Origin of the sequence: Microbacterium ulmi (assembly GCF_011759705.1) — a bacterium.
Lineage (GTDB): Bacteria > Actinomycetota > Actinomycetes > Actinomycetales > Microbacteriaceae > Microbacterium > Microbacterium ulmi.
Map to the genome: position 1 here is coordinate 1,458,319 of NZ_JAAOZF010000001.1, position 23,366 is coordinate 1,481,684.

The following is a 23,366-nucleotide window of genomic DNA, read 5'->3' on the forward strand; positions in this document are numbered from 1 at the left end:
CGGTAGCGCGGTCGCGTTTCCCCAGGATTGCGGCGTGACTCTCCTCGTGCGAAGCCTCGGGCGCGCGGTCAGCGCTCCGCGTGCACGATGAGCCACTGTGCGACGGCGTCCTCGTCGCCGGCGTTGTGGATGCGGTGCGGCCGAGAGCAGGGGAAGCTGATGGCGTCGCCGGGGCGGAGTACGACCTTCTCCTCCTCGAAGTCGATCGTCAGCTCGCCTGAGCTGACCCGTCCGATCTCGTAGCCGTCGTGGCGGAACAGCTCGGCCTCGGCGTGGGCGCTGCTGCCGGGAGGGTACGTCGACTCGAAGTAGTCGACGCCGGGCGTGCGACCGGGCGAGAGCCGGCGGAACAGCACGCCGCTGCCGAGCGTGACGACCGACGAGTGACCCGCGCGCTCGAGCGCGAAGCCTCCGATCGTCGCCTCGATCTCGGCGATCACGTCGGCCTTCGCGTCGAAGACGGAAGCCAGCGGAACCCCCAGCGCGTCTGTGATCGCGATGAGCCGCGACACGCTCGGCTGCAGCACGCCCCGCTCGATCTGCGACACGGCGCTCGGCGAGATGCCGAGCGACTCGGCGAGCTGGCGGGCAGACATCCCCTGCTCCCGGCGCAGCGCGCGCAGGCGGCTGCCGACGTCGGGCGGCGAGTCGCCGAGGTCGGGCGCGTCTGCGCCCGCGGGCACGGCGCCGACGGCGTCCGGGTGTGGGTGCGTGCTCGCCATGCGAAGCATCCTAACCATCGTCCTGGGCCAAGGCTGTGAAGGCGTGACTTCACACACCCGTTACACGACCGAAATCAGCGAGAGAACGTGAAGCAATAGCTTCACTCACAAGAACCACCCGGCCGCGGACTCCACGTCGTGGTCATTCCCCTCAATGACCCGGGCGCGCTGCGCCCCATTCCCCTGGGAGGTCCCATGGCAGAGTCACCCGCGGCATCCGACGCCGCACCGTTCACGAAGCCGCACGACATCGTCGAGGCCGCAGGCCTCCCGATCGGTGCGGGAAACATGAAGCCGGAGTACGACCTGCGACTCGCGAACGAAGACCTCGCGCCGCTGCGCAAGCAGACGTGGTCGTCGTACAACATCTTCGCGTTCTGGATGTCCGACGTGCACTCCGTGGGAGGCTACGTCACCGCGGGCTCGCTGTTCGCCCTCGGCATCGCGAGCTGGCAGGTGCTGCTCGCTCTCCTGATCGGCATCGTCATCGTGCAGGTGTTCGTCAATCTCGTCGCCAAGCCCAGCCAGAGGACGGGGGTGCCCTTCCCCGTCGTCAACCGGGCGATCTTCGGCATCCGCGGCGCGAACATCCCCGCCATCATCCGCGGGCTCATCGCGATCGCCTGGTACGGAGTGCAGACGTTCCTGGCCGCCGAGTCGCTGAACATCGTGTTCCTGAAGTTCATCCCCGCCAGCGCCGAGCTGCTCGAGCACAGCTTCCTCGGCCTCTCGGCGCTCGGCTGGATCTCCTACGCGATCCTGTGGGTCGCGCAGGCGGCGCTGTTCTGGCGTGGGATGGAGGTCATCCGCCGCTTCATCGACTTCGCGGGCCCCGCCGTCTACGTCGTCATGATCGTGCTCGCCGTCTATCTCGTCTCGCAGGCGGGATGGCAGAACATCGGCCTGGACCTGTCGGTCGGCGAGCCGCTGGACTTCTGGGCGTCGATCCCGGTCATGCTCACGGCGATCGCGATCGTCGTGTCGTACTTCTCCGGACCGATGCTCAACTTCGGCGACTTCGCGCGGTACGGAAGGTCGTTCGCGGCGGTCAAGCGGGGCAACCTCCTGGGTCTGCCGATCAACTTCCTGTTCTTCTCCCTGCTCACCGTCATCACCGCCTCCGCGACGGTGCCGGTGTTCGGGCGCCTCATCACCGACCCCATCCAGACGGTGCAGGAGATCGACACCGTCTTCGCGGTGCTTCTCGGCGGCCTCACGTTCGTCATCGCGACGGTCGGCATCAACATCGTCGCGAACTTCATCTCTCCCGCGTTCGACTTCTCGAACGTCGCGCCCCGCAAGATCTCGTGGCGCATGGGAGGCATGATCGCCGCCGTCGGGTCGGTCCTGCTGACACCGTGGAACTGGTACTCGAACGACACCGCGATCCACTACACGCTCGGCCTGCTGGGAGCCCTCATCGGTCCGCTGTTCGGCATCCTCATCGCGGGCTACTACGTCGCCGCGCACCAGCGGATCAAGGTCGACGCGATGTACACGATGGACCAGGCCGGGCCGTACTGGTACCGCAGGGGCTACAACCCCAACGCCGTGAAGGCGATCCTCGCGGCGGGCATCCCGACCGTCATCCTGGGCGTCTTCCCGAAGCTGTTCGCAGACATGGGGCTGTTCGACATCTCGTGGATCGGCAACTACACGTGGTTCATCGGCTGCGGGCTCGGCTACGCCCTGTTCATCCTGTTCGAGCGCCTCGACCCGAAGGTGCCGACGTTCGAGGGCGAGGAGGGCGTGTCCGACGGCACCGTCGACGGCGCGGCGGCGACGGCACAGTCCGAGCCGCCCGCGATCTCGGCCGAGATCCCGGTACATGAGGCGACCCGGTGAGGATCACCCTCATCAACCCCAACACCTCCCTGGCGATGACCGCGAAGATCGCGGCCGCCGCCGGGGAGGTCGCGGGGCCCGGAGTCGAGATCGCCGCGGTCTGCCCCGACGACGGGCCCGCGGCGATCGAGAGCCACGTCGACGAGGCCCGCGCCGCCGTCGCGGTCGTCGAGCTCGTCGAGCGCGACGTGCGGGCGGGCGGCAGCGACGCGTACGTCGTCGCGTGCTTCGGCGACCCCGGCCTCGACGCCGCGCGCGAGCTCGTCGACGTGCCCGTCATCGGCATCGCCGAGGCCGCGATGCATCTCGCCGCGATCTCCGGCCGCTCCTTCGCGATCGTGACGACGCTCAGCCGCACCCTGGGGCGCGCGCAGGACCTCCTCGCCCGGTACGGCATGACGGACGCCTGCGTCTGGATGTCGGGCACCGGCATCCCCGTCCTCGACCTCGAGGAGGCGACGGGCGAGGCGTTCGAGACGATCGCCCGCCACTGCCGCGAAGCCGTGGCGCAGGGAGCGGATGCCGTCGTGCTCGGCTGCGCCGGGATGACCGACCTCTGCCACCGCCTCGCCGACCGAGTGGGCGTGCCCGTCGTCGACGGCGTCTCCGCCGCAGTCGGGCTGGCCGCGGCCATGGTGCGAGCGGGAGTGGGCACGAGCAAGCGCGACGAGTACGCGGCCCCGCCGCGCCGGCCCGTGCCCGTGCCGTGAGCGGCGACGGGGTAACACGGGCGAAACCCGCGGCCCCTACGGTGGCCTCATGAGCGACGCCCTGACATCGATCGCGGCACGCCGAGTCTTCATCGATGGCGCGTTCGTCGCGGCGACGCTGGTGCACACGGACGGGTTCACCACGCGAGTGGGTCCCTTCGACGCATCGGCCGACACGGTCCTCGACGACGACCTCGTGCTGCTGCCAGGGCTCGTCGACTCGCACGTCCACCTCGACGAGCCGGGGCGCACCGAGTGGGAGGGGTTCGCGACCGGCACGGCCGCAGCAGCGGCGGGAGGCGTGACGACAGTCGTCGACATGCCGCTGAACTCCGTGCCCGTCACGACGACGCCGCTCGCGCTCGCCGCGAAGCGCACGGCCGCGCTCGACCGGCGCGACGGCGAAGGCAAGCTCGCCGTCGACGTCGCGTACTGGGGCGGCGCCGTGCCCGGCAACCTCGGCCACCTCGCCGACCTCGCCGCCGCGGGGGTCGTCGGGTTCAAGTGCTTCCTCTCGCCGTCGGGCATCGACGAGTTCGGTCACCTCGATCCGGCGCAGCTGGAGGCCGCGCTCGCGGAGCTCGCCGCGTTCGACGGACTGCTCATCGTCCACGCGGAAGATCCCGCGCACCTGCATGCCGACGGGCCGCTCGGCCGGAGCTACGGCGACTTCCTCGCCTCGCGACCTCCGGTGAGCGAGGAGTCGGCGATCCGGCAGGTGATCGAGGCATCCCGTCGCACGGGCGCCCGCGCGCACATCGTGCACGTCTCCGACGGCGCGGCGCTCGACTCGGTGCGCGAGGCGAAGGCGGACGGCGTTCGCCTGACGGTCGAGACGTGCCCGCACTACCTCACCCTCCGCGCCGAGGACGTGCCCGACGGCGCCGCGGCGTTCAAGTGCTGCCCGCCCATCCGCGACGCCTCGAATCAGGATCTCCTGTGGGCCGGCCTGCTCGACGGGACGATCGACGCGATCGTGAGCGACCACTCTCCCTCGACGCGCGAGCTCAAGGAGCAGGGCGACGGCGATTTCGGGCTTGCGTGGGGCGGAATCTCGGGGCTCCAGACGGGCCTCTCGGCCGTGTGGACCGAGGCGCGGGGCCGCGGCATCCCGCTCGAGGCGATCCTGCCGCTGTTCACGACGGGACCCGCGCGCATCGCGGGGCTCACGCGCCTCGGGCGCATCGAGGAGCGCGCGCCGGCGCACTTCGCCGTCTTCGCGCCCGACCGCACGTGGACCGTCGACGCGCGCACCCTCGCCTATCGCAACAAGCTGTCGCCGTGGGACGGACGCACCCTGACGGGCGTCATCGAGGCGACGTACCTGCGCGGCGAACGTGTGTTCGGGCGCGACAACGGCGTGCTGTCACGGCAGGGAGGCGACATCCTGGTCAGACGAGTGTCGGCGCAGGCGTCGACGGCACCTGCGCACGCGACGATCGGACGGAGGGACGCGGCGTCATGACGATCGACATCCTCCAGCCCGCCGACGGCGACGTGCTGGGCGACCACTACCTGCCCGCGACGCCGTCGACCGTGCTGTGGGGGCGCCTGCCGTGCGCCGCCGACGCTCCCGTGCTCACGGTCGCGTCGGGCGACACCGTGACGTTCGACACCGTCAGCCACGAAGGCGTCCTGGAAGACCAGGGCAAGGATCCGCTCGCCTACTTCGGCGCGCACGGCGTCGCGCCCGAGGCCGTGCTGACCGACGCCGTCGAGATCGCCGCGAACCTGTCGCGCGACCCAGCGAACGACGGCCCGCACGTCATCACGGGTCCCGTCTTCGTGACGGATGCCGCCCCCGGCGACCTCCTGAAGATCACCGTCGTGCGCCTCGAGCCGCGCGTGCCGTACGGCGTCATCTCGAACCGTCACGGCAAGGGCGCCCTCGCCGGCGAGCTGCCGCGCGGTCCCGGGAGCGTCAGCGTCTTCGCGCCCGTCGAGGAGCGCGACGGCGCCCTCGTCGGCCTCCTGCCGCTCGTCGAGGGCGGAGAGCGTGTCGTCGAGTTCCCCCTCGCGCCCTTCCTCGGCACGATGGGCGTCGCCGTCGCGGGCGACGAGAGGCCGCACTCCGTTCCCCCGGGGGCGCACGGCGGCAACATCGACATCAACCTCCTCGTCGAGGGCGCTTCGCTGTACCTGCCCGTCCAGGTTCCTGGAGCGCTCGCGTACGTCGGCGACCCGCACTTCGCACAGGGCGACGGCGAGGTCGCGCTGACGGCGCTGGAGGCATCCCTCCGCGCGACCGTGCGGTTCGACGTCGTGCCGCGCGCCGAGGCGCTCGCCGAGTTCGGCGAGGTGCAGGGGCCCCTCGTGCGCACCGACGAGTACCTCGTGCCGACGGGCCTCGACCCCGACCTCGACGAGGCGATGCGCAAGGCCGTCCGCGCGTCTCTTTCCCTGTTGCGCGCGCGGTACGGCATGGACGAGCACCTCGCCTACGCGTACCTGTCGGCCGCGACCGACTTCGACATCTCTCAGGTCGTCGACATCGTCTGCGGCGTTCACGCGCGCATCCGCGAGGCCGACTTCGCCGGCGTCGGGCGGTCGCGCTCATGACCGGCGAGAGCATCCCCGACGAGCTCCCCGCCGACCTGCTGACGGCGTTCGACGACTACGAGCGCGCGATCCTCTCCAACGACCTCGAGGCGCTGGATGCCGCGTTCGCACCGGGCCCCGACACGCTGCGCGGCGACGCGGCCGGCCTGCTCGTCGGGCACGACGTCATCAGCGCCTTCCGCGGTGTGCGAGGAGGCGTTCCGCCCCGCACGATCGAGCGCGTCGAGTACCGTCCGCTCGGCGACGGCGTCGCGCTGCTCGTGTCGATCTCGCGCTACGTGGGCGGTGGGACCGGGCTGCAGACCCAGGTCTGGCAGCGCATCGGCGGCCGCTGGCTCATCACGGCGGCCCATGTCACCCCGAGGGCCGCGGCCATCGACCGCTCGGTCTGGCGGACGGTCGGCGACCCGCTGTGGCAGGGCGCGTGGGACGGGCCGCTCGCGGGCCTCACGGTCGCGGTCAAGGACCTGTTCGCGATCAAGGGCTATCGCATCGGCGCGGGGAACCCGGCATACCTCGACTCCGCACGCCCCGAGACCACGACGGCGGCCGCCGTCTCCGATCTCCTCCGCGGGGGAGCGTCGCTGCGCGGCATCGCCCGCACCGACGAGTTCGCGTACTCGATCGCGGGCGACAACGCGCACTACGGCACTCCGCCCAACGGGGCGCTGCCGGGCGCCCTGCCCGGGGGCTCGTCGAGCGGTCCGGCATCCGCCGTGGCGACGGGACAGGCAGACATCGGGCTGGCGACCGACACGGCCGGGTCCGTGCGCGTGCCCGCGTCGTACCAGGGGCTGTGGGGTCTGCGCACGACCCACGGGCTCGTTCCACGGCAGGGTCTTCTGCCCCTCGCGCAGTCGTTCGACAGCGTGGGGTGGCTCACGCGCGACGGCGCGACGCTGCAGCGCGTCGTCGACTGGTGCCTGAGCTACGACGGGTCGGAGTCGACCGAGCACGTGCTCGGCGAGTCGGGCGACGACCTGCCGTGGCGCCTCTTCGTCCCGGACGAGATCGTCGCGGCCGTCGAGCCCGACACGCGGGTCGCGTTCGACGCGTTCCTCGCACGGCTCGCGGCATCCGACGACGCGCCGCGCCTCGCGCGCATGCCGATCGGGCCGCTCGACGACTACTTCGAGCCCTTCCGCACGGTGCAGGGGGCCGAGGCGTGGCGCAACGACGGCGAGTGGCTCCGCGCGCATCCCGGCGCGGTCGGCGCGGCCGTCGCCGAGCGGTTCCGCATCGCGTCCCAGATCACGCCCGGCGCAGAGGCATCCGCTCGCGCAGCCCTCGCGCCTCTGCGCGAGCGTCTCGATCACCTCGTGCGCGACGCCGTGCTCGTCTTCCCGACCGTGCCGGGGCCCGCGCCCATGCGCACGTCGCAGGGGGAGAGAGTGGATGCCGTGCGCCAGGCCACGCTGCGGATGACGACGCCCGCCGCGATCGGGGGACTGCCCGCCGTCTCGGTGCCGCTGCTGACCGTCGAGTCGCAGCTCGGACCCGCGCCGGTCGGCGTGTGCCTCGTGTCGCGCGCGGGCACCGACATCGCCCTCGTGCGCCTCGCACGCCGCCTCGCAGCCCTCACCGCCGACGACCCGGAGGACACATGACGCCCGACCCGCGCGCAGACCCCGCTTCTCCCGGCCCGGCGCTCCCCGGCCCCATCGACCCGCCCGCCCGGCTGCTCATGGGCCCCGGTCCCATCTCCGCGTACCCTTCGGTGCTGCGCGCGATGTCGGCGCCGCTCGTGGGCCAGTACGACCCGTTCATGACCGCGACGATGACCGAGACGCAGGCGCTGTACCGAGGCGTCTGGGCGACGCGCAACGAGGCAACCCTGCTCGTCGACGGCACGAGCCGCGCAGGCATCGAGGCCGCCATGGTGTCGCTCATCCGCCCGGGCGATCGCGTGCTCGTCCCCGTGTTCGGCAGGTTCGGGCACCTGCTCGCCGAGATCGCAGAGCGCGCCATGGCGCAGGTGCACACGATCGAGACGGCGTGGGGCCAGGTGTTCCCCGTCTCGGCGATCGAAGAGGCGATCGTGCGCGTGCGCCCCGCGCTCCTCGCGCTCGTGCAGGGCGACACGTCGACGACGATGAACCAGCCGCTCGATGAGATCGGGGCCGTCTGCGAGAAGCACGGGGTGCTCTTCTACACCGACGCGACGGCATCCCTCGGCGGCAACGACTTCGAGGCCGACGCATGGGGAGTGGATGCCGCGACCGCCGGACTGCAGAAGTGCCTCGGCGGTCCGTCGGGGTCGTCCCCGCTCACGCTGAGCGACCGCGCCGTCGAGGTCGTGCAGGCGCGCAAGAAGGTCGAGGCCGGCATCCGCGAGCCGGACGACCCGTCGGCGCCCGACTTCGTGCGCTCGAACTACTTCGATCTCGGCATGATCCTCGACTACTGGGGTCCTCGCAGGCTCAACCACCACACCGAGGCGACGTCGATGCTCTACGCGGCGCGGGAGTGCGCGCGCCTGATCCTCCTCGAGGGGCGACAGGCGGTCATCGCGCGGCACCGGCTCGCGGGCGACGCCATGCTCGCGGGCGTGCGCGGGCTGGGGCTGGCCGTGTTCGGAGACCTCGCTCACAGGATGAGCAACGTCGTCGCCGTCGAGATCCCGGACGGCGTCCCGGGGGATGCCGCCCGTGCCGCGTTGCTGAACGACTTCGGCATCGAGATCGGCACGTCGTTCGGACCACTCCACGGACGCGTGTGGCGCATCGGGACGATGGGCTACAACGCGCGCAAAGACGCGGTGCTCACGACCCTCGCGGCCCTCGAGGCCGTGCTGCGCCGCTTCGGCGTCTCGGTCGCAGCCGGCGGCGGCGTCGAAGCGGCGGCAGACGTGTACGCGGGGGCCTGACGTGCCCCTCCTCGACGCGACCCCCGAGGCCATCGCCGCGGCGGCGCGGCGCGTCATGGCCCGCTGCGACGAGCTCGCTCGCGTCAGTGCGACGCCGGGCGCGATCCAGCGCGTGTACCTCTCGCCCGAGCACGCCCGCGTCAACCGTCTCGCGGCGGAGTGGATGCGCGAGGTCGGCCTCACGACGAGACAGGATGCCGCGGGCAACCAGCTCGGCCGGCTCGACGTCGCGCGTGCCCCCGACTCCCGCTCCCTCCTGCTCGGCTCGCACCTGGACACCGTTCCCGACGCGGGTCGCTTCGACGGGATCGTCGGCGTGCTCATGGCCCTCGAGGTCGTGCGGCTGCTGCGCGTGCCGGTCGGCGACGGGTTCGCGTCGCCCTTTCCGTTCGCGCTCGAGGTGCTGGCCTTCTCCGACGAGGAGGGGACGCGGTTCGGCAAGGCCCTGCTCGGCTCGTCGGCCGTCGCCGGCACGTGGAACGACGAGTGGTGGGCGCTGGCCGATGCCGACGGCACGACGCTGCGCGAGGCGTTCCTCGACTTCGGCCTCGACCCGTCGCGCATCGGCGAGGCCGCGCGCCGGCCCGACGAGCTCGTCGGCTATCTCGAAGCGCACATCGAGCAAGGGCCCGAGCTCGACCGCGGCGGCGAGCCCCTCGCCGTCGTGTCGTCGATCGCGAGCGCGCGCCGATTCCAGCTCGTCGTCGAGGGCGAGGCGCGCCACGCGGGCGGCACGCCCTACGACATGCGCCGCGATGCGCTCCTCGGCGCGGCCGAGGCCGCCCTCGCGGTCGAGCGGATCAGCCGCGCCGAGCACCACATCGTCGGCACGGTCGGTCAGCTGGAGGCGTTCCCCGGCGCCGTCAACATCGTGCCGGGCGAGGCACGGTTCAGCCTCGACCTCCGGGGCGAGTTCGACGGCGAGCGCGACCGCGTGTGGGATGCCATCTCGCTGGAGCTCGATGCCGTCATGGGCCGCCGGGGCCTGCGCTGGAGCGCGCGCGAGGTGCACAGCGCCCCCGCCGTCATGTGCGCGCCGCTCCTGCGCGACGTCGTCGGAGAGGGCATCCGGTCGACCGCTCCCGGATCCGACGATCCGCCCGTCATCTTCAGCCGCGCGGGGCACGACGGCATGGCGATCGGGTCGATCACCGGCATCGGGATGCTGTTCCTGCGCAATCCCGACGGCATCAGCCATCACCCCGACGAGTTGGTGTCGACGGAAGACGTCGGCCTCGGCATCCGGGCCCTCGCGGAAGCCGTGCTGCAGCTCGCAGCCGACCGCGGTTAGCGCTGCGCCGTCGACATCCCCATCCGCACGAGCACGGCGTTCTCGACGACCTGCACGATGTTGTACAGCAGCAGCGTGATGAGGGTGATGAGGGCGATCGACGTCCACAGCTGCGCGAACTGCGCCTGCGCGTTGAACTTCAGGATCGATCCGCCGATGCCCTGACCCGTCGAGAGCCACTCCGCCAGCAGGGCGCCCGTGACGGCGCCGGGCACAGAGACGCGCGCCGCGGCGAACAGCGACGGACCGGCGCCGGGGATGCTGACCTTCCGCAGCGCCGTGAACCGGCCGCCGCCGAAGACGTGGACGACGTCGATGCTCTGCCTGCTCGCACGGCTCAGGCCGAACAGGATGCTCGCCAGCGCCGGGAACAGCACGACGATCGTTCCGATGACGGCGACCGAGGCGAGCGTGCCGCGACCCGTGATGAGGATGATGACGGGTGCGATCGAGACGAGCGGGATCGTGCGCAACAGGAGCACGAGGGGCATGACGCCGGCCTCGACCGCCTTGGAGAGGCTGAACAGCACAGCCAGGATCATCGCCGTGATCATGCCGAACACGAAGCCGATCGACGAGTCGAGCAGCGTCTGGGCGACGAGCGGCGCCATCTGCGCGCGGTGGGATGCGGCATCCGCTCCGGCGAACAGGTGGTTCCAGACGTCGACGGGCCCCTTCGCGACGTACGGCGAGATCCCGGTGAAGCTGACGATCGCCTGCCACAGCAGCAGCACGATCGCGAACGTGATGGCGGCGTTCCCGAGCGATCGTCGGAGGCTGCGGCCGAGCGCTCGACGGCGATCGGCCGTGAGCCGGGCCTGTGCGGCGGGATCGGCGGAGAGCGCGAGCCTGCCCGTGGCGGGCGCCGGGGGATTGGCGGTGTCGACGAGCTTCGCGGTCATGAGGCGCTCCCCGACACCCACGGGGTCACGAACCGCACGACGAGGCCGACGAGGCCGTACGCGACGAGCGCGAAGACGGCGCACAGCAGGAACACCGACCAGACGCCCGCGGCGTCGAGCTGGCCCTGGAGACGGATGAGGGTGGGACCGATGCCGGCCGTGATGGCCCCCAGGTACTCGCCGAGCACAGCGCCGAGGAAGGCCGTCGGCACGGCGATCTGCAGGGCGTTGAGGATGGCCGGCAGGGCCGCGATGAGACGCACCTTGCGCAGCTGCGTCCACGAGCTGCCGCCGAAGACCGTCACGACGTCCAGCGACGAGGCGTCGGCCGACTTGAGACCGAGGATCGCCCCGACGACGGTCGTGAAGACGCAGACGAGCGCCGCGAGGAAGATAGCGGTCGCCGACGGGTCTCCCGGGCTCTTGGCGCCTCCGAGCACGACGACCGAGATGCCTCCGACCGCCACGATCGGCAGGCAGTAGCTGACGACGGCGATCTGCGTCACGACGGTCTCGGTCTTCGGGAACACGAGCACGAAGGCGGCGAGCAGCAGCGCGATGCCGTTGCCCCAGAGGTAGCCGATGCCTGCCGCGGTGACGGTGGGCTGGAAGACGCCCCACGCGCCGGCGATGTTGCCGTCGACGAACAGCCACTGGAAGACGGCCCACGGGGAGGGCACGGGGGTGAAGGTCGTCCCGGCCTGCACCTGGAACGCGGTGAGGGAGAAGATCCACCACGCGAGGACGAGGGCGATGGCTCCGATGAACCCCGCCGCCCACGTGGGGATCCGCACGCGGCGCATCTACGCCTCCGCCTCTGCGCGGCCGTCCGACCCGAACAGCAGCTCGGACGCGCGGTCGACGTAGGCGTGGAACTCGGGGGTGCGCATGAGGTCGGGGGTGCGGGGACGTGGGAGGTCGATCTCGATGATCTCCTTGACGCGACCGGGTCTGGGCGACATGACCGCGACGCGATCGGCGAGGAAGATCGCCTCGCTGATGCCGTGCGTGACCAGCAGCGTCGTCGCGGGCTTCTCGGTCCAGATGCGCAGGAGCTCGAGGTTGAGGTTCTGCCGCGTCATGTCGTCGAGTGCGCCGAAGGGCTCGTCCAGGAGCAGGACGGAGGGCTTGAGCACGAGCGCGCGGGCGATCGAGGCACGCTGTCGCATGCCTCCCGACAGCTGCGAGGGCTTGGCGCCCGCGAAGTCCTTGAGCCCGACGAGCGCGATCAGCTCGTCGACGTAGTCCTTGTCGACGGGTCTGCGCGCCACCTCGAACGGCAGCTCGATGTTCTTGCGGACGCTCCGCCACGGCAGGAGCGCGTGGTCCTGGAAGGCGATGCCGAGCTCGCTGGCCGCGCGCAGCTGATCGGGCGACTCGCCGTCGACGAGGGCCGTCCCGGTGGTCGGGTGGTCGAGGGCGGCCAGGATGCGCAGGATCGTGGACTTGCCGCACCCCGACGGTCCGAGGAGTGCGAGGAACGAGCCCTTCTCGGTGTGCAGGTCGGTGTCCTCGAGGGCGAGCAGCGACTTGCCGCCGCGCAGCGCGAACGACTTCGATACTCCGGTGATCTGGATGCCGGTGCCCGTGCGGGCACCGGCATCCACGTTCGTCGAGGTGGTCATGATCCCTACGGGAGGTACGCCTTGAGCTCGGGGAACTCGTCGTAGATCTCGTCGATGATCGTCGTGTCGAACAGCTCGTCGGCCGTCAGATCCCAGCCCGACGCCTTGAGCGACGCGAGCGTCTGCTTCTTGAGGTCGTCCGAGATCGTGAACAGGCCGTCCGACTCCGTCTCCTCGGTCGAGATGAGCAGCGCCTGCGCCGAGATCCCGGCAGCGACCTTGGCCGGATCGAGCTCGCCGAAGGTGAGGTCGCCCGCAGCGGCCGAGTCGTTGTAGTGCTTCGTCACGAGCGAGACGGTGTCGTCGATCGGCTTCGTGAAGGTGTCGGTCCACCCCTTGATCTCGGCGATCAGGAACGCCTTGACGAGCTCGGGGTTCTCGGCGAGGAACTGGTCGGTCACGGTGTACGTCTCGGCGACGTACGGCAGGCCGTTCTCCGCGTAGGCGAGGTTCGTGACGTCGAAGCCCGACATCTCGACCGTGATGGCCTCGTTCGTGAGGTAGGCCATGAAGCCGTCGACCTCGCCGTTGATGAGGGGGGTCGGGTCGAAGTCGACCGGCACGATCTCGAGCGAGCTCGGGTCGATGTCGTTGGCGGCCAGCAGCGCCGCGAACACCGACGCGTTCGAGTCCTGCACGCCGATGCGCTTGCCGATCAGGTCTTGCGGCGTCTTGATGTCGGCACCGTCGGCGAGCGAGAGGATCGTGAAGGGGTTCTTCTGGAACGTCGCGCCGATGATCTTGAGGGGCGCGTCCTGCTCGGCGACCGCGGCGCCGACGGATGCCGCGTCGCTCAGCGCGACCTGCACGCTCCCCGAGAGGAGCTTGGCGACTCCCGTGTCGGGGCCGGCGACGCCGACGACGTTGCTGAACCCGGCCTCGTCGTAGTAGCCGTTCTCGTAGGCGTAGAACTCGCCCGCGAACTCCTCGTTCTTGATCCAGGAGTACTGCACGCTGATCTCGCCGAACGATGCCGCATCGCCGTCGGAAGCCCCGTCCGAAGCGGCGTCACCGCCTGACGAGCAGGCCGAGAGCGCGAGAGCGGCGGCGACGGCCAGGCCGGCGACTGCGAGAGATCGGGTGCGGCGCCGCGTGCGCGCCGGAGTGCTGTGTGATGCCATCGGGTCCCCTTCAGATGGTTGTGATCGCACCGACGCTAGTCCGCACGCATTTCGCCGACGCGGTCGGCGTGTTTCGAGGACGTGACAGGCCGGCGCAAGGCGTCAGCCGAGGCCTCGCGCGAGGCGCCACACACGCTCACGGGTGAAGGGCTGCTCGTAGGGACGAACCCCCAGGGCGCGCGCGATCGCGTTGCCGATCGCGGGTGCGACGGGATTGTAGGGCGACTCGCTCATCGACTTCGCTCCGAACGGTCCGAGCGAGTCGGATGTCTCGGCGAAGAGCACCTCGGTGTCGGGCACGTCCGCGAACTGCGGCACGCGGTACTGCCGGAAGACGGGGTTCGCGATGCTCCCGTCCTCTGCGGCGAGCACTTCTTCGTACAGCGCACTGCCGATGCCCTGCGCCGCCCCTCCCTCGACCTGCCCGCGGCACTGCGCGGGGTTGAGCACGACGCCCGCGTCGGCCGCCTGGACCGACTGGAGGATCCGCACGGTCCCCGTCTCGGGATCGACCGCGACTCGCACGGCGTGGACGTTGAAGGCGAGCGAGCGCTGATCTCCGAACTCGCTGCCGTCGGTCGTGAGTCCCTCGGGCGAGAGCTCGTCCGGATCTGCGGCCGCCACGATCTCCCGCCACGACACCGTGCGCACAGGCGTCTGGACTCCGCCGCCGGCGAGCTCACCGGCATCCGGATCCGTCTGCGTCACGGCGGCCGCGATCTGCCGCATGCGGCGATGCAGGGCCAGGCAGGCCGCGTGCAGCGCCTTGCCCGCGACCGTGATGCCCGCCGAGGCGAAGGCGCCCGTGTCGTGCGACACGGCGTCCGTGTCGCCGTGTCGCAGCTCGAGCCGATCGAACCCCGCATCGAAGACGGATGCCGCGATCTGACGCAGCACCGTCGTCGTCCCGTTGCCGAACTCGGCCGTGCCCGCGTGCAGGAGGAAGGTCCCGTCGGGGCGCAGCGTCGCCGTCGTGTGGGCGATGTGGCCGAAGGGCGCCATCGTCGCGATCATGGCCGCGGCCATCCCCTCGCCGACGAGCCAGCCCTCCGGCGCGGTCGCCCCGTTCCCGCGACGCAGAGCGCCCTCGGCGAGATCGAGGCACTGATCGAACCCGTAGCTGCCCCACACCAGGTCGTGGTGGCCGGGGTCGTCGCCCACCACGACGGCGTTGCGGCGTCGCAGCTCGAACGGGTCCATGCCGAGCCGCTCGGCGAGGAGGTCCATCGCAGACTCGACACCGAGGATCACCTGCCCGAGCCCGTAGCCGCGGAACGCGCCGGAGGGCACGTTGTTCGTGTAGACCGCCTCCGCGTCGATCCGCTTCGCGGGGAAGCGGTAGATCGCGGTCGACTCGGCGAGGGAGTGGAACAGGACGCCGCGCGAGTGGTTGCCGTACGCGCCCGCGTCGCTCAGCAGATCGATCTCCAGCGCCGTGAGGATGCCATCGTCCGTCGCGCCGAGCGTGACCGAGACCCGCATGGGATGCCTCACGGCCGCGCGCTGGAACTCGTCCGTGCGCGAGAACTCGTACGCGACGGGTCTGCCCGTTCGCAGCACGGCGAGGGCGACGAGATCCTCCGTGAACATCTCCTGCTTGCCCCCGAAGCCCCCTCCGAGCCGCGCCGCGTGCACGCGGACACGATCGCGGGGGAGGTCGAACAGCCGTGCGAGCTCGTCGCGCGTGAGGAACGGGACCTGCGTCGACGAGCGGATGACGAGCCGTCCGTCGTCGTCGAGCCAGCCGATCGAGCCGTGCGTCTCGAGCTGGGCGTGCGTCACGCGCTGCGTCTGCCACGTGCCGTGCACCCTGACGGGGCTCGCCGCGAGGGCGGCGTCGACGTCGCCCGTCTCGGTGTGCACCGCCGCGACGACGTTGCGATGCGCCTCGTGGACCCGGTCGGCGGGGGTGCGCTCGGCGTGCAGCAGCGGCGCCCCGGGGCGCCGCGCCGCCTCGGGGTCGAAGACGGCGGGGAGCGGCTCGTAGTCGACCCGCACGAGTCGCCGAGCCGCGTCGGCGGCCTCCGTCGACTCGGCGACGACGGCGGCGACGCGCTGGCCGACGTGGCGGACGACGTCGTCGAGCAGGCGCGTGTCGTCCGGATCGTCCTCACGGTGCTCGTGCCGGCCGGTCGAGTACCGGCCGCGCGGCGCGTCGAGGTGCGTGTAGACCGCGACGACGCCCGGCACGGCCTCCGCCTCGGCCGTGTCGATGCCGACAATCCGAGCGTGCGCGTGCGGGCTCGTGACGACGCGCAGCACGAGAGCGCGGGCGGCGGGGTGGTCCGGCGGGAGGTCGAACGTGAAGGGCTCGCGTCCCTGCACGATCCGGCTCGCGGCCTCCGGTGCGACCGACCGGCCCACGCCGTGCGCGTTTCCGGTCGTCGGCTCCTGAGCGGGCCGCAGGGTCGGCCCCGTCTCCCGCACGGGGCCGAGCACCGACGCCGTGATCGCCTCGCGGATGGGGCGGTAGCCCGTGCAGCGGCACAGGTTGCCCTTCATCCGCCTGTCGAGGTCGGGCAGATCGCTCTCGCACAGCGTCGAGGCCGTCACGCTCATGCCGGGTGTGCAGAAGCCGCACTGGAAGCCGAAGCCCCCGGCGAGCGCCTCCTGCACGGGGTGGAGCTCGTCGCCGGGAGCGAGGCCCGCCGCCGTCGTGACGGATCGCCCGTCCGCGCGCACGGCCGGAACGATGCACGAGTGCACGGGGGTGCCGTCGAGCAGGACGCTGCACGCTCCGCAGTCGCCGGCGTCGCAGCCCTTCTTGACCGCCGTGTGCCCCGTCTCGCGCAGAAGCGTCCGCAGGCACTGGCCGGGACGCGGCTGCGCGTGCACGTCCGAGCCGTCGACGACGAACCTCACGGCCCCTCCCCCTCGAGGTCTGCGCGGATCCGCTCCGCGAGCACGATGCTGACCCCGCGACGCCAGTCGGACGAGCCGAGCGGGTCGGTGTAGTAGCCGGATGCCGCGCCCACCGCGCCGGAGAGGGTCGCGGCGTCGGGCAGCGCGGGGAAGCGCAGCACGGTCGGGGTGAGGGTCGCCGCCGTCACGGTGAACACCGCCGCGCCGTCGTCGTCGACGCGTCCCGTCACGACAGACCCCGACCGACCGTGCTCTGCGAGGGCGATCCTGGCCAGGCGCGCCCGCGAGCGGAGGGCGTGCGCGGGCAGCTCGACGGCCCGCAGCACGTCTCCCGCGGCGAGACTGTTCGTGCCGTTGCCCGTGATGAGGTCGGCGACGGGCACGCGGCACGCGCCTCCGCCTGCGAACCACACGTCCGCGACACCATCGAGCGCGGCGCACAGCGACACCATGGCGGCGGCAGCGAACGAGCGGCAGACGTTGCCGCCCACGGTGGCGGTGTTCCAGATCTTGAACGAGGCGAGCAGTGCGTTCGCAGCCTGCGGGATGAGCGTCGTCGCCGTCCAGCGACGCGGGACCGCGGCATCCCCTCGCCCCTGTGCCCATGCCACGAGCTCGGCGATCGTGCACGTCGCGGCGATGCGCACTCCCGCGGCGCTCACCTCGATCGGGGGCCAGCCGAGGCCTGTCAGGTCGACGAATCCCGTCGTGTGCGGCTGCGGCTCGCTCATGAGCCACGTGCCGCCCGCGAGGAGCGCCTCGCCCGGTGCGAGGGCGAGGTCGTCGCGCGTGCGCGCGACCCGATACGACGTGATGGTGGTGATGTCCACGGCGCTGCCTAGAGCTGGACCGCCGGGCACGCCCGGAGGCGCCTGATGCGGTTCGCGCTCACGGCGTCCTCGCAAGCACGCATGCTGCGTCGGTGCGCGCGGGGTGGATGCGACCGGAGAGGTCGCGCAGCGCGAGCCCCGTGCCGCCGTGACGGGCCCCGACGATCTCCGCGAGCACCGACAGGGCGGTCTCCTCGGGGGACGAGCCGCCGAGGTCGAGGCCGACCGGAGAGTGCAGTCGCGCGAGGGCCTCATCCGTCACACCGGACTGGCGGAGCAGGGCCGCGCGGCGCGCGACGGTGGAGCGGGCGCCCATCGCTCCGACGAAGCCGACAGGAAGGCCGAGCGCGACGCGCAGCGCCGGGACGTCGAGCCGTTCGTCGTGAGTCAGGACGCAGACGGCGGTGCGCGCGTCGAGCTCGTCGACGGGGATGCCGCCGAGCCAGCGGTCGGGGTAGTCCTCGACGAGCTCGGCGGCAGCGGGGAAGCGCTCGGGCGTCACGAGACGGGCCCACGGATCGCACACCGTGACGCGGAAGCCCACCGCCGAGCCGACCCGGCAGAGTGCGGCCGCATGCTCCCCCGCACCGATCACGATGAGCCACGGCGCGGGCGCGCTCGAGACGACGAGGAGATCCTCCCCGGCATATGCCGCGGGGAGCATGAGAGCTCCTTCGGGGCTTTCCTGTCGCTCCTGTCGCTCCTGTCGTTCCTGCCGTTCCTGTCTTTCGGGGACCGGAACGATCCGCCCGGCCTCGGTGCCCGTCGCGACGATCGCGATGCGCGCGCGCCCTCGCACGGCCGCGTGCGCGAGCGTCGCGTGCGCGAGGGAGCGGGGGGAGACGACCGAGACGACGACCTCGACCGACCCGCCGCACGCGAGCCCGGCGGCATGCGCCTGCGCATCGGTGAAGCCGAACGCCGCGGTCGCGCCGACGCCCGTCGCGAGAGCGTGGGTCGCGAGCAGCACGGCATCGCCCTCGACGCAGCCGCCCGAGATCGATCCGATGACGCGACCGGATGCCGTGACCGCCATCGCCGCCCCTGCACCGCGCGGTGCGCTGCGGGCGACGCGGGAGACCGTCACGACCGCGACGGTCTCTCCGCGATCGAGCAGCGGGAGCAGGTCGCGGGCGAGCTCGAGCATCTTCACACGCTAGGAGGCGGGTGTTTCGTCGTTGCTACGCTGTCGTGACCATGAGTGACCGGTTCTGCGGCTTCGTGCTCGCGGCGGGCGCGGGCACGCGGTTCGGCGGCCCCAAGGCTCTCGTCCGCACGGCCGACGGCACCCCCTGGATCCACCGCGCCGTCGCCGCGCTCCGTGACGGCGGGTGCGACGACGTGCTCGTCGGGGTCGGAGCAGACGCGGACCGCGCCGAGGTGCTCGTGCCGGCCGACGCCCTGCCGGTGCGGGTTTCCGAGTGGCGCGAGGGGGTGGCGGCGACCTTGCGCGCAGGCCTGACGGCAGCAGCCCACACGGGGGCGGATGCCGTCGTCGTCGTCACGGTCGACACGCCCGACCTTCCGAGCGCCGCCGTCGGTCGCCTCATCGCGTCCTCGGGGGCGGAGGCTTCACGCGTGCTCCTGCAGGCGACGTACGACGGGGTCCCGGGGCATCCCGTCGTCATCGGCCGCGACCATTGGTCAGCCGTAGCCGCCACCGTCGCGGGCGATGCAGGGGCCCGGACATACCTGCGCGCGCACGGCGCGGGCGTCGTCGAGTGCGGCGACCTGTGGTCGGGCGACGACATCGACGTGCCCGAGTGACATGCTCGCCGGGGGTCAGGTGGGAGCGGACTCGCCGAATGCCACGGCCGGCCTGAGTCGAGGTCTCTCTCGACGTCTCTCCCGACGGTCGACGTGGCGCATGGTGGACGGTGCGCGGTCGTCGTAGATGCGGCCCGTCGGGCTCGTCCAGCGGAAGACCCCGGCTCCGACCTGTTCCACCGTCCAGGGCGAGGCGTGCTTGAGGGTATGGTGCCTCCGGCAGAACTGCCCGAGATTGCATGCGCTCGTCGCGCCGCCGAACGCGGCGTCTACGGTGTGGTCGACATCGCAGCTCGCGGCGGGGCGACGGCATCCCGGGAATCGGCAGCGCTCGTCGCGCGCGGCGAGGAACCGCCTCAACTCCGCCGATGGGCGGTAGCGGTCGACCGCGACCGGGAGACCCGTCGCCGCGTCCGTGAAGACGCGATCCCACCCCGGTGCCGCCGCTGCCAGCGCGCGCACGAGATCAGGATCGACGGGGCCCGACCCGGCGAGAAGCACCGGGTCATCGGACACCCCCGCCAGTGTCGCGAGGGGGATCGTGACCTGGATGGCGCCGCGGATGGCGCCGACCCCCGCGACGTCGCCTCCCGCGTGGGCCGAGGACCCCGCAGTCAGGAGAGTGTCTGCGAGCACGTCCGCCCGGACCTGATCGAGCGTCCGGCCGTCGGCGGTCCGGCAGGCGCTCGTGTCAGCGCCTCTAGCGGTGTGCCCGCTGCCGAGCCCGTCCGCGCCTCCGCGGGCGTTCGGATGGGCGGCCGTGTCGGCACACGAGCCGCTGTCTGCATCGGGATCCGCCGAGGTCTGCCGATGCGAGGCAGCCTTCGAGACGCCCTGCGAGGGGTCGCGCACGAGGCGCGCCTGCTGCGTCAGACGATCTGCGATCGCGTGGGCGAGCGGCGCGGGCAGGTCGGCGAGGAGACGTGCCAGACCGTCGCCCAGGTCGTACACGCGCACGCGTCGCTCGCTTGCGGCGATCGCGCGCTGCTCACGAACGGAGTCGGGGTCGATGCGCGCGGCGATCGCACGGGCGATCTCGCGCAGCCTCGCCGCGGACTCGACCTTCGCCACCGCGAGGACCAGCTGCTCGTACTCGGCCCGTGCGCCGTCGTCGACGACGACGACACCCTCCTCCGCGATGATCGCGGCGTGCGCCCGCTCGATCTCGCCGCGGCGCCACGACTCGTGCGTCGAGACGAAGCGCGTCACGATCGTGTGGGCGTCGTTGATGCGCCGCTGCACCGTGCGATCGCCGACGCGCATCGCGGCGCCGAGCTCGGCCGACACCTCGCGCAGCGGCAGGTCGTCGGCGGTCTGCAGGCCTCGCGCGGTGCGTTCGGCCGTGCGGGCCGCGACGAGGTCGACGGCGCGCGCGAGCAAGGAAGCCTCGAGCGCCTGCGCCTCGGCAATGCGAGCCCTGGCCGCCTCGACCTCGGAGACGAGCGCGTCGAGCTCGCACCACATTCCCGGCCGTGTCGGCTCGCTGTCGTCGTGCACGTACCCCACGGCATCCCTCGATCGGAATCGATGCGCTCCGTCGATGCGGGCGACTTCAGGTGCTGCGCGCTAAGTGGGTACGTTGCGCGACTTCTTCACGCCAGACTAGCACATAACTTCGACGCAGGAGTGGTATGCCATAGAACATTAGTAGCCACCAGCCACCGGCCACCGGGCATCCTCGGCCCCATCGCACACGCTCGGCGCGGGCACGTGCTGCTCGCCGCACATCGCCCGCATGCCCAGCTCCCCGGCTGCGGCGACGATCCCCAAGGGCATGAGCGCGTCGCCCCTCGCATCGAGGCGACGAGCCATGCTCAGCGCTTGTCGAGCACGACGTTGAGAGGCTCCTCGCCCGCGAGCATGCGCTCGACCTGCGTGCGCACGAGCGTCGCGATGCGCGGACGCATGGCGCTCGACGCGCCTCCGACGTGGGGCACGATGAGCACGCCGGGCACCGACCAGAGCGGATGATGGGCGGGCAGCGGCTCGGGGTCGGTGACGTCGAGCGCCGCGCGGATGCGACCCGCCGAGGCGTGCCGCACGAGGGCGTCGGTGTCGATGAGCCCGCCGCGCCCGACGTTGACGACGAGCGCGCCATCGGGCAGGGCGGCCAGGAACGCGTCGTCGACGATGTGCCACGTGGCGTCCCCGCCGGGCAGCGACGCCACGACGATGTCGGTCTCGGGCAGCAGCGCGGGAAGTTCGTCGAGCGCGTGCACCGGCATCCCCTCTTCTTCGCGAGCCCGCGACGCGACGGCGGCGAGCGAGACCTCGAAGGGCCGCAGGCGCGCCGCGATCGCCTTGCCGACGCCGCCGTAGCCGAGGAGCAGCACGCGACGGTCGGCGAGGCTCTCGGAGAGGACGGGCTCCCATGCACCGCGGTCCTGCGAGTGCACGAACTCCGGCAGATGCCGCTGCGATGCCAGCGTGAGAGCCACTGCGAGCTCGGCCGTCGACGTCTCGTGCACACTCGAGGCATTGGCGAAGACGTGCCCGTCCGGCAACAGGTCGGCGACGCCCTCGTATCCGATCGACTGGCTCTGGATGAGCCCTGCGTCCACTCCCTCCAGCTGCGCGAGCACCTCGGACTTCGACGAGTAGGGGGGCACGACGATGTCGATGCGCTTGCGGGGCGCTGGAACGGTCATGTCCCACACGGTGACCTCGACGTCGCCTGGGAGGTCGGAGAGGTCGTCGGCGAGCTGGCGAGTCGGCACTGACAGCACATAGGTCACCATTCGACACTACTCCCGGCCCGGCTCCTCGCGGCCCGGCGCGGGCGGGAGTAGCCTCACGCTGAAGACGGTCGGGAGGCCATCGTGATTCCTGAGATCAACTACTGGGCTGTGCTGCTGGCGACCGTCGCGTCGATGGTCATCGGGTCTGTCTGGTACACGCCGAAGGTCTTCGGCAACAGGTGGATGAAGCTCGCGAAGGTCACGCCGGCAGACACGAACGTCGGCGCGTGGCTGCCGATCATCGTGTCGATCGTGCTGTCGTTCCTGCTCGCGTGGGTGCTCGCCGGCGCCGTCACGATCGCATGGCACTTCTACGAGGGCTCCTATTTCTCGGCGGCGCTCGTGACGGGTCTCACGCTGTGGGCCGGCTTCACGGCGAGCCGCATCATCGTGCACGACATCTTCGAGGGCCGGCCCTCGAGCCTCACGGTGCTCACCATCGCGCACGAGCTCGCGACGGTGCTCGCGATGTCGATCATCATCGGCGTCTGGCCGCCCGAAGGCACCGTCTGACGCGATCGCGTCCCGTCAGGCCGCGGCGGCGACGACGGCGGAGACCGCCGACGTGAAGAAGCCGAGGCCGTCGACGCCCGAGCGCATCGCGGCCGGCGTGTTCGGGCCGAAGCCCTCCTCGACGGCGTGCTCGGGGTGCGGCATGAGCCCCACGACGTTGCCGCGCTCGTTCGTGAGCCCCGCGATGTCGTCGATCGAGCCGTTGGGGTTCACGCCGACGTAGCGGAACGCGACGAGCCCGTCTCCCTCGATCTGCTCGAGCGTCTCGGCGCTGCAGATGTAGCCGCCGTCGGCGTTCTTGAGCGGGATGACGATCTCCTGCCCCTGCTCGAACTCCGACGTCCACGCGGTCGAGGCGTTCTCGACGCGCAGGCGCTGGTCGCGGCGGATGAACTGCTGGTGCGCGTTGCGGATGAGCCCGCCGGGCAGGAGGTGGGCCTCGACGAGCATCTGGAAGCCGTTGCAGATGCCGAGGACGGGCATGCCCTTGGCCGCGGCATCCTTCACTTCCGACATGATCGGCGCGAGGGCTGCGATGGCGCCCGCCCGCAGGTAGTCGCCGTAGCTGAAGCCGCCGGGGAGGATGAGCGCGTCGACGCCCCCGAGGTCGTGCGAGCCGTGCCACAGGGGGACGGCCTCGGCGCCCGCGACGCGCACGGCGCGCTGCGCGTCGACGTCGTCGAGCGAGCCGGGGAAGGTGATGACGCCGATGCGGACGGTCACTCGACGACCTCGATGCCCACGACGTCCTCGATCACCGCGTTCGAGAGGATCTCGTCCGCGAGGGTGCGCGCCTGCGCGAGCAGGGCGTCGTCGACGGGACCGTCGACGGTGAGCTCGAAGCGCTTGCCGATGCGCACGCCCGTGAAGGAGTCGACGCCGAGGCGGGAGAGTGCGCCCGAGACGGCCTTCCCCTGCGGGTCCAGCAGCTCGGCCTTGGGCATGACGTCGACGACGATGGTGGGCATTCGAGGCTCCGGATGTCGCGGGAAGGGATGCGTCAAGTCTAGACGCC

At 71.6% G+C, this 23,366-nt stretch carries 21 protein-coding genes; 9 read left to right on the top strand and 12 right to left on the bottom strand.

What is annotated here, in order from left to right; genetic code table 11:
• Positions 1-68 precede the first annotated feature (68 nt).
• Positions 69-722, bottom strand: coding sequence for a helix-turn-helix domain-containing protein (locus FHS08_RS07100; RefSeq protein WP_167037188.1), 654 nt, complete (start codon positions 720-722; stop codon positions 69-71).
• Between the two features lie 195 nt (positions 723-917).
• On the opposite strand from FHS08_RS07100, the gene FHS08_RS07105 reads away from it, so the two are divergent.
• Genes FHS08_RS07105 through FHS08_RS07135 form a run of 7 tightly spaced genes read left to right on the top strand, consistent with a single transcriptional unit; the run spans position 918 to position 9,993 of the window.
• Positions 918-2,567, top strand: a complete 1,650-nt coding sequence (locus FHS08_RS07105; protein ID WP_167037191.1) for an NCS1 family nucleobase:cation symporter-1 — start codon at positions 918-920, stop codon at positions 2,565-2,567.
• Positions 2,564-3,277 carry an aspartate/glutamate racemase family protein gene (locus tag FHS08_RS07110; protein WP_341800344.1) on the top strand — a complete coding sequence of 238 codons (714 nt, stop codon included), beginning with the start codon at positions 2,564-2,566 and terminating at the stop codon, positions 3,275-3,277. The genes FHS08_RS07105 and FHS08_RS07110 overlap by 4 nt, the downstream gene beginning before the upstream one ends.
• Before the next feature lie 49 nt (positions 3,278-3,326).
• A complete protein-coding gene (allB, locus tag FHS08_RS07115; RefSeq protein WP_167037194.1) occupies positions 3,327-4,742 on the top strand; it encodes an allantoinase AllB in 1,416 nt (471 codons plus the stop codon).
• Positions 4,739-5,836 (top strand): acetamidase/formamidase family protein, encoded by a 1,098-nt coding sequence (locus tag FHS08_RS07120; RefSeq protein ID WP_167037197.1) that lies wholly within the window; start codon positions 4,739-4,741, stop codon positions 5,834-5,836. Before allB ends, FHS08_RS07120 begins: the two co-directional genes overlap by 4 nt.
• The gene (locus FHS08_RS07125) at positions 5,833-7,443 is read left to right on the top strand and encodes an AtzH-like domain-containing protein (protein WP_167037200.1); all 1,611 of its coding nucleotides are present in this window, start codon (positions 5,833-5,835) and stop codon (positions 7,441-7,443) included. The genes FHS08_RS07120 and FHS08_RS07125 overlap by 4 nt, the downstream gene beginning before the upstream one ends.
• On the top strand, positions 7,440-8,702 hold the full coding sequence (locus FHS08_RS07130) for a pyridoxal-phosphate-dependent aminotransferase family protein (protein ID WP_167037201.1): 1,263 nt from the start codon (positions 7,440-7,442) through the stop codon (positions 8,700-8,702). The genes FHS08_RS07125 and FHS08_RS07130 overlap by 4 nt, the downstream gene beginning before the upstream one ends.
• Before the next feature lie 55 nt (positions 8,703-8,757).
• A complete protein-coding gene (locus FHS08_RS07135) occupies positions 8,758-9,993 on the top strand; it encodes a M20 family metallo-hydrolase (RefSeq protein ID WP_167039724.1) in 1,236 nt (411 codons plus the stop codon).
• Here FHS08_RS07135 and FHS08_RS07140 read toward each other — a convergent pair.
• The 7 genes from FHS08_RS07140 to FHS08_RS07170 all read right to left on the bottom strand — a co-directional run bounded on the left by FHS08_RS07140 (position 9,990) and on the right by FHS08_RS07170 (position 18,480).
• Complete coding sequence (locus FHS08_RS07140; RefSeq protein WP_167037204.1) at positions 9,990-10,895, bottom strand: ABC transporter permease; 906 nt, start codon at positions 10,893-10,895, stop codon at positions 9,990-9,992. The genes FHS08_RS07135 and FHS08_RS07140 overlap by 4 nt on opposite strands.
• Entirely contained in the window at positions 10,892-11,698 is an 807-nt protein-coding gene (locus FHS08_RS07145; protein WP_167037207.1) for an ABC transporter permease, read from the bottom strand. The genes FHS08_RS07140 and FHS08_RS07145 overlap by 4 nt, the downstream gene beginning before the upstream one ends.
• Entirely contained in the window at positions 11,699-12,520 is an 822-nt protein-coding gene (locus FHS08_RS07150; RefSeq protein WP_170283202.1) for an ABC transporter ATP-binding protein, read from the bottom strand. It lies immediately after the preceding gene.
• Between the two features lie 5 nt (positions 12,521-12,525).
• Positions 12,526-13,641, bottom strand: coding sequence for an ABC transporter substrate-binding protein (locus FHS08_RS07155; protein ID WP_167037210.1), 1,116 nt, complete (start codon positions 13,639-13,641; stop codon positions 12,526-12,528).
• A gap of 102 nt (positions 13,642-13,743) precedes the next feature.
• Positions 13,744-16,503 (bottom strand): molybdopterin cofactor-binding domain-containing protein, encoded by a 2,760-nt coding sequence (locus FHS08_RS07160; RefSeq protein ID WP_167037213.1) that lies wholly within the window; start codon positions 16,501-16,503, stop codon positions 13,744-13,746.
• Positions 16,500-17,333 carry an FAD binding domain-containing protein gene (locus tag FHS08_RS07165; protein WP_167037216.1) on the bottom strand — a complete coding sequence of 278 codons (834 nt, stop codon included), beginning with the start codon at positions 17,331-17,333 and terminating at the stop codon, positions 16,500-16,502. Before FHS08_RS07165 ends, FHS08_RS07160 begins: the two co-directional genes overlap by 4 nt.
• A 58-nt stretch (positions 17,334-17,391) precedes the next feature.
• Positions 17,392-18,480, bottom strand: coding sequence for an XdhC family protein (locus tag FHS08_RS07170; RefSeq protein WP_167037218.1), 1,089 nt, complete (start codon positions 18,478-18,480; stop codon positions 17,392-17,394).
• 50 nt (positions 18,481-18,530) lie between these two features.
• Here FHS08_RS07170 and FHS08_RS07175 point away from each other — a divergent pair, with 50 nt between their 5' ends.
• The gene (locus FHS08_RS07175; protein WP_167037221.1) at positions 18,531-19,100 is read left to right on the top strand and encodes a nucleotidyltransferase family protein; all 570 of its coding nucleotides are present in this window, start codon (positions 18,531-18,533) and stop codon (positions 19,098-19,100) included.
• A gap of 15 nt (positions 19,101-19,115) precedes the next feature.
• Here the strand turns inward: FHS08_RS07175 and FHS08_RS07180 are convergent, their stop codons facing one another.
• Both FHS08_RS07180 and FHS08_RS07185 read right to left on the bottom strand, forming a co-directional pair.
• Entirely contained in the window at positions 19,116-20,606 is a 1,491-nt protein-coding gene (locus FHS08_RS07180; protein ID WP_167037224.1) for a DUF222 domain-containing protein, read from the bottom strand.
• 308 nt (positions 20,607-20,914) lie between these two features.
• Positions 20,915-21,838, bottom strand: a complete 924-nt coding sequence (locus FHS08_RS07185) for a 2-hydroxyacid dehydrogenase (protein ID WP_167037227.1) — start codon at positions 21,836-21,838, stop codon at positions 20,915-20,917.
• 81 nt (positions 21,839-21,919) lie between these two features.
• Between FHS08_RS07185 and FHS08_RS07190 the strand changes: the two genes are divergently transcribed.
• Positions 21,920-22,351: a DUF1761 family protein gene (locus tag FHS08_RS07190; RefSeq protein ID WP_167037230.1), complete on the top strand. Its 432-nt coding sequence runs from the start codon at positions 21,920-21,922 to the stop codon at positions 22,349-22,351.
• Positions 22,352-22,366: 15 nt separating this feature from the next.
• On the opposite strand, the gene purQ is transcribed toward FHS08_RS07190, so the two are convergent.
• Together purQ and purS are read right to left on the bottom strand one after the other, a co-directional pair.
• The gene (gene purQ / locus FHS08_RS07195) at positions 22,367-23,074 is read right to left on the bottom strand and encodes a phosphoribosylformylglycinamidine synthase subunit PurQ (RefSeq protein WP_167037233.1); all 708 of its coding nucleotides are present in this window, start codon (positions 23,072-23,074) and stop codon (positions 22,367-22,369) included.
• The gene (gene purS / locus FHS08_RS07200; RefSeq protein ID WP_167037236.1) at positions 23,071-23,319 is read right to left on the bottom strand and encodes a phosphoribosylformylglycinamidine synthase subunit PurS; all 249 of its coding nucleotides are present in this window, start codon (positions 23,317-23,319) and stop codon (positions 23,071-23,073) included. Before purS ends, purQ begins: the two co-directional genes overlap by 4 nt.
• Positions 23,320-23,366 lie beyond the last annotated feature (47 nt).